The 6,499-nt window shown below is 61.0% G+C and carries 4 protein-coding genes and 1 pseudogene; 1 reads left to right on the top strand and 4 read right to left on the bottom strand.

The annotated features are described in order from the left end of the window. On the top strand, positions 1 to 281 hold a 281-nt coding region (locus AC5DC2_RS17290), incomplete at its 5' end, for a hypothetical protein (protein ID WP_491699371.1). Between the two features lie 19 nt (positions 282 to 300). Here the strand turns inward: AC5DC2_RS17290 and AC5DC2_RS17285 are convergent. From AC5DC2_RS17285 to AC5DC2_RS17270, 4 genes and pseudogenes are all read right to left on the bottom strand, one after another. Further along, entirely contained in the window at positions 301 to 2,841 is a 2,541-nt protein-coding gene (locus tag AC5DC2_RS17285) for a DEAD/DEAH box helicase family protein (RefSeq protein ID WP_024708723.1), read from the bottom strand. Further along, positions 2,841 to 4,643, bottom strand: a complete 1,803-nt coding sequence (locus AC5DC2_RS17280; RefSeq protein WP_024708722.1) for a phospholipase D-like domain-containing protein — start codon at positions 4,641 to 4,643, stop codon at positions 2,841 to 2,843. The genes AC5DC2_RS17285 and AC5DC2_RS17280 overlap by 1 nt, the downstream gene beginning before the upstream one ends. Positions 4,644 to 4,654: 11 nt before the next feature. Next, positions 4,655 to 5,857 (bottom strand): hypothetical protein, encoded by a 1,203-nt coding sequence (locus AC5DC2_RS17275; protein WP_036237462.1) that lies wholly within the window; start codon positions 5,855 to 5,857, stop codon positions 4,655 to 4,657. Next, positions 5,857 to 6,499, bottom strand: a pseudogene (locus tag AC5DC2_RS17270) (UvrD-helicase domain-containing protein); the annotation flags it as partial. The gene AC5DC2_RS17275 and the pseudogene AC5DC2_RS17270, both read right to left, overlap by 1 nt.

Raw genomic sequence — 6,499 nt, 5'->3', positions numbered from 1 at the left:
CAAACACTCCCGGAGGGGTTTCCTCGGGAGTGTTTGTATCGGTGGTTGCGGGGGCTGGATCTAATCTTCACTTGTTGCCCGAGCAAGTAAAGATGGTTGCGGGGACCGGCATCGATCACAACTTGCAATCGACGCCGGTAAAGATGGTTGCGGGAGGCTGCAACCACCATTACTTGCGACCTACTAACAGCCATTTTCCTATCAACGCCAAATCCAACGCGAGGAGAAAGGTTGCTAAAAATAGCAGCTTTCATTCCATCCTATTCCGAACAGCAGCGTGAGTATCGGTTACACTACAACTCAACCGCCACGTTTTCCTGGCGAAAAATCCGGCACTGCGCGCCGAACGCGGTCAGCGCAGGTTCGTTTGTCATCTGTCACCTCTGACCGACCTGGAACGGGACGCAGGACATCGCCATGCAACTGCGCCCTCAGTTCCAGCCAACGCGCCTTGAGAACCTGCCAGTTGTGATCGTCGTATGTGCCACTGACGACAACAGGGTGAACCCGAATGCGGGGCGGGAGACCATCACCATGATCCCTCCATTTCCGCCATTCGCGAAGCCAAAGACTGTTCTTGCGATCCACACGCCCAATCTGCTGCTCGACAATGCCGGGATTCCACTCCGCGTGCAGTAGAATCACTGTGCGACAGGCCTCATGCAGATTCAGGCCCTCACGCCCGACGCGGGATTGCGCGAGGAGCACCATCGGCCAACTGGACGACCGGTTGAATGCAGATTGCAGCATACGCCGCGTTTGCGGTGCGGTTGCGCCTGACATCATCCTAGCGAAGTTGCCCTCGCGCCCGGAATAATCGTTCAGCCAGGCATCCAGCCGGGCTTTCTGCGTATCGTTGTTCTCTGCTTCATCATCCCCGGCAAGCTCCATGAGCAGTTTTTCGAACAGCCCGAGCATTTCCCGCCCCGTCCAGGAAGCGCCCGCAACTTCCCGCCTGCCACCAAGTGCCTCGAGCAAAGCCCCGAATTGAAGGTCTTGTTTGCCGTCCTCATGGCGCAGAATCTCTGACAGAAATGCAGCAGCTCCTCCCTCCAGCGCAAGGTCTTCCAACTCCCGATGAAGCCGTGCGAGTTCAGCCCGGCGCTCGCTCGCCCACTCCTGATAGCGGGTTTTCAACATCACATCGATTTCGTCGACCCCACCCGCCACCGCAAGATCAGGATCCCTCATCGCCGCAATGACGGCTGCTATATTGTTTTCCCCGATCCCACTGGCAGGCCAGTGCTGTCCGTCTCGCAAACGACGCAGCATCTCACGCGCGTCCAGCAGTCTGGTCAGCACATTCATCGGCGTCAGGAACCTGCCGAAGACGAGCACTTTCTCGCCGGCCCGTGTATAGGCCTCGATTTGTCTCACAGCCGCCAGGATCGCAGGGTGGCTATAGATGTCGTTGCTTTCAGCGGTGAAAGCTTCCGTCCAAAACCCCGCCGGACCAACGAGGTTTGCATCTGTCATGCCAGAAGGGCTGTCTTCCTCATCCTCTCCAAAGCCGAACCCATACCCCTGGGCAACGGCGAGCCTGACCCGTTTCACACGCGGATCATCCTGAGGGAGTAACGACAGCGCCTCAGCCGCACAAAAGCGGCGCAACCAGTCACGGGTAAAACCCTCTGCCTCCGGTGAAACCGGGATATCGGTGACCTCACGATAATCACCATGACTGTCTTTGAAGACGCAGAATTCGGGGTCACTGCGTTTGTCCCGGCGCAGGACGTATGGTCGCAATGCTGCGCAGAACTGCCGGGCGGAGGTCTCGAATTCCCCGGTCAGCGTCTCGTCCAGTTCTTCGGTTTGAATCCGACGAACAACATTCACATAGCCGGTGATCCATTCCGTCAGCGCTGCGAGCGCAGTAATATCCTGATCGTCATCGCGACCATTGAGCCGCTCCAGCGTGTCGATCCACTGGCTGGAGTCCAGCTCGACCGGGGTGGCGGTCATGCCCAGACGAAAAGGATCATCCGCTTCCCAGCTTACCGGGCCGAGAATGCGCGAAAGGCTTGAATCTGCACCGCGCGCCTTGTGGGCTTCGTCAACGACTATGAGATCAAACTGACCCAGACCATAGCCGATCAGCGGCAGAATCCTGTTCTTGTAATCGTCCGCCGAAAGCCATTTCTGATCGCCGTTAATGGCATCGCGCGGCAGTTCGTGGTCCAGAATCGTTTGGGCAATGTGCCGCGCCGCACGGCGACTGGCATATACATAGCCCACCTCACCCGAATGGAAATTTTCGCGCATGAAGTTGCGCCGTCGACCGTCAATCAGGCGGGCGACGTTGGGTAAGAGTTCCCGGCGCCAGCCTCCAGCGGGGCCTTCTCCACGATTGGGAAACTGCATGTTCGCGAAGGAATGAGAGATCATTATGATCTCTTCGGCGGCCCAGCCGTTCTCCGGCAACTCACGCTGCTTGCGGCGATCCGAAAGCCACTCCTTATGGCTGTGTAACCGTCTTGCGCTCCCCTCCGCATCGGTATCGTGCAAGAAACCGGAGATGAAACCATCATAGCTGCGCAGCGGCAGCAATGTCTTGTCGTCGGCGTTGAACCGTTTCAGTTCCTGTTGCCATTGTGTCCCAAGGCCCGCGGGCAGAACAATGGCGCTGCGCCCGCCCGCCTCCCGCACCGCTGCGATCAGCGCCGCCGCAATGCGGGTCTTGCCCATACCCACCTCATCAGCCAGCAGGGCCGAGCGTTGGCCCGCCCGGATACGGCACGCTAGTTCTGTGACACTCGCCTTCTGGCCATGATCTAGCAGGGCATCATCAGACGTCCCTGCGATACGATCCAGAATGTTCGCGACCTCGTTCCAGTCCACCATCACGCGGCCTCCCGTTCCCAGAGCGATGGGTAAGCGCTGAGCTCCCACGCGACGGACACTGCCAAAAGCGCATCTCTCAATAGGTCTGGCGAAACCCCTTCCGGGCGCATACGCGGATCTGCCAGAGCAGGCAGAGGATTTGCCCTGGCGTTCCGGAAGAACTCGAGCATCGTTTTTTCGCGAGACGCGATAGCGCAAAGGTTCTGTTGCAACTCCCGACACCACCTTTGCCAGTCCCGCGGGTCCAACCTTGCCTGTGTCTCACAAAGACGCACCAGAAGTTCCATCATCCTGCGAATGGGATAGGCAGCTGGCGGAGCTTCGGTGGTATCTGAGGCGTCGGTGAGCGGCTCTTCGCCTTCCTCACCCTCATCTTCGCTGTCAGCATCACCTGGCTCGGGAAATGAGCCAAGGCTGGCAAGGATATCTTCGACCGACATATCGGAGGGGCGAGCGACAACAAGTGCTTCGGAAGAAATGACAGGCAGCCGCCAGCCGCCCTCCGCGAGTGTCACAATCGCTGGAGCCGGTGCAGGCCATGGACAAGGTGTCTGGGCCTGAGCCGCATCGACACCAATCACCATCACCGATTTGTCTTCGGGGGCCGAGAGCACCCCGTCTTGCCATATAAGCCACGCAACTGGCGGCTGGGTTTCTGGCTCATCGGGGCGCACAAAGCCTTCCCCTTGCTGCAGGGCCTCGGGCGTCACCACATCAGTGAACTGGATCGGCAAAACAGCGGCGATACCGTTCCGCGTGTCCCTGCGTCGCGGCCATTTCAGTCCTCCCGGCAGATCGACGATCACACCTGCCTCAAGGTTTCCCCCGGCGCTTGCGGCACGCTCAAACCCGTTCATGCTCAGATTGCCGGATCCAAGATAAGCCCGTCCCGAGGCCTCGGTCTCGCCTGACGCCAGCACCACAAATTTTGCATGCAGGCACCCATCAGTTCCATGCAAGACAGAGCGCGGAGGGCGCAAATTCCAGCCTGCGTCAATCAAGGCACCGGCCCGGGCAGCAAGCCCCTGACAGGAGGACGGGTTGAGAAACAGGTCGAGAGCCGCTGTTTTCGTCAGGGATTTCTCCTGCACCAATGCGCGGCGCAGTCGCTCTGGCAGGCCAGCAGCACCATCGCCGTCGCTCTCGAAATAGCCAGACCCGAGGATGAGACGGTCGGCCTTCTTCTTGGTACCCAGGCGCTCGACCACCTGAGGAAACAGCGCCTGATTGCGGCTGTCGATGAAGCGGGGACGCGCGGATGACGTGGGCAAGGCTGTGATCGCGGCCTCCAGCAAGGCGTCTGGCCGGTGCCCGTCAAAACTGCGTTCGATCAGGGCGCAATCTGCCCGCTCGCGCAGCCAGCCAAACATCTCATGCGCGGCGCGGATATCGGCAATGTCCTGTGCGTCAGGCACAGCAGAGTCCAGATCGATCGACCAGAACAGGTCGATGCTGCGAGTAAGCGGATCCTGTGTCCAGTTCCCCGTGCTGACAGCGAGGCGAATGACATAGCCATCTCCGCCGCGCTTGCGAAAACCCAGAAGCGCCGCCTTGGCATGGAGAAGGTTGTAGCCGCGTCCCGCGAGGCGCATCCACATCCAGGCAAGTCCCGGAACGTCCGAGATCGCATTCACGGTTGGATGGATGAAGGCGGCCAGCACCGGGCGCGCCATCTCGCCTGTGAATGTTCGGCGGATCTGCCCCAGGACCTGCCGCGTCGCGGTGAAGCCGCACATAAGGCCAAAGTCGCCATAACAATCTTCGGGCGGCATGAAGAGGGAGTAGAGCGTCGTGTTCTGCATCAGACGGCCTCCTATCCCGCGTCACGGCTGCCCGGGTTCACCTTTCCGGACAGCTCCGTCACCAGACAATGAAGATTGTGCAGCCGGAAAAGCTGCGGCGCGAAGGCCTCGTCCTGAGGGGGCCGATTCTCGTCCTGGGTCTCCGAGCTGCCCCGCAACTCGCCCGCAGCCGGCCCGAGAACAATGCGGCCTTCGCACTGAAAAATTACGGTAGAATCGCGCGCGGCCAGCCTCTGGATCAGCTGCTGATCGGACAGATTTCGGATTTCCGCGATAAATCTGCGGCTAGTCTCCTCATTGCCCTGATCGACAAGCGCGCCTTTTGCCGTGGCCAGATCGCGCAATTGTTTCAGCGGCTCGGCGGCGACTTCGGCTGCCTCCGCTTCTGACAGGCGCACAGGCTGATTATCGTCGCGAAGCTTCAGCAAGTGCTGTTCCAACTGGTCCAACACCGACAACGCAGCATCGCGCAGATCCATAAAAGCCGCTCCTGCGCGTAAATCCGACCAATGATCCGGCGCCAGCCCCGCCAATGCGGTTTCCTGGTCCAAATGCGCGGAGCTGGGGCCAGTGCCGAGGCGCGCCAGGGCCCGGCGCCGGGTCGAGCCGGGATCATTTCCGTCGAGCAATCGGGCAAGGATCAGTTTACGCACCGCTTCCGGGACAGCCCCAACCGGGGAAAGCACTGTCAGGGCCTCCTTCAAGCCATGTGGCTGCCTGCCATGCGCCCAGGCACCAAGCAAACGGCGCGGTTCTTTCATCGCATTCAGCTCCAACAGCTCTCTTCCAGCGCTATGTATGCGGAACGCGCCGTAGCGGCTGCCCTGCACGAACCCGAGTGCGACCAGAGGCTGCACCATCGCCATGCGGATCGGCTGAACCACATAAGTTCCGCGACGCCTGAGATTGTGGAAACTGCTATCCTTCAAGCCCTGCATCTTCCTCGCCCCTCGCACACGGCGATCCTGCGGGCCCGCGATGACTTCAAGCATGACGCGCGCTTCGACCGCGTTGCCGACAGGCAGTGCCGGCACACCAAGTTCCTCGGCGATAGAGATCGCCAGAACCGACCAAAGGATGGGCATGGGAAACCACATGCCGCCGATTCCGGGGACCGCCCGATCATTGAAATGACGAACCGCCGCCGCAAGCCCGAGGTTCTGCTGGCGCCGTTGCGAAACCACGGTATCGGGCGCAAGTATTCCCCAGGGCATCAGTTAACTCTGGCCTGTGCGAAAGCTCCCGCTGACGCGCCCTCATCTGCCAGTTCCAGCCAACCGTGATCGACCCAGAACACCGCCACGCCCTGCAGCGGATGCTGCGGGTATAGTCCGGCCAACAGTCCGGCATAGCTGGAAAGCTGTGGCCAATAGGGGCCAAACCCGTCACCGCCGCCGCCGGATTTATGGTCGATCAGCATCGCGCCTGCCGGGCCGATGGCGAGAAGGTCGAGAGCACCGGGGATCTCTGCACCCTCGGGCGTGTGGCCAAGCACCGGAATCTCGGCGCGCAGGTCCGTATAGCCCTGATCGGCAAGCCAGGCTTTCAGCGCCGTGGCGCGCTCGGCCACTAGCGCAAGAGTGGCGTCGTCAAGCCCGGTCGCGAGAGCCAAAGCCGGGGCCAGATCGGGCCGGGTCAGGTATGTGCGCAGCGCCAGATGCAGTGCTGTGCCGCGGTAGGCATCGTTCAGTGCCTTTGGCCAGGGTGCTCCGATGTTGATACGGCGGGACACGGGCGGCACCCCCGCACTACGGGTTTGCGAGGGCTGCAGCCGCCAGGGCGTCAGCGGTGTCACGGGCAACGGCGCAGCGGCACCGAATCGCAGCGCTGAGGCTGCCGCACCGCCTGCGTACTCG

The sequence above is a fragment of the Martelella sp. genome (assembly GCF_984369615.1).
Note: the sequence above shows the minus strand (reverse complement) of the source record. Positions and strands in the feature narration are given on the sequence as shown.

What these genes read in the sequence shown, in the direction of transcription:
- AC5DC2_RS17285 (WP_024708723.1), bottom strand. Translation starts at nt 2,841, where the DNA reads ATGGTGGACTGGAACGAGGTCGCGAACATTCTGGATCGTATCGCAGGG.
- AC5DC2_RS17280 (WP_024708722.1), bottom strand. Translation starts at nt 4,643, where the DNA reads ATGCAGAACACGACGCTCTACTCCCTCTTCATGCCGCCCGAAGATTGT.
- AC5DC2_RS17275 (WP_036237462.1), bottom strand. Translation starts at nt 5,857, where the DNA reads ATGCCCTGGGGAATACTTGCGCCCGATACCGTGGTTTCGCAACGGCGC.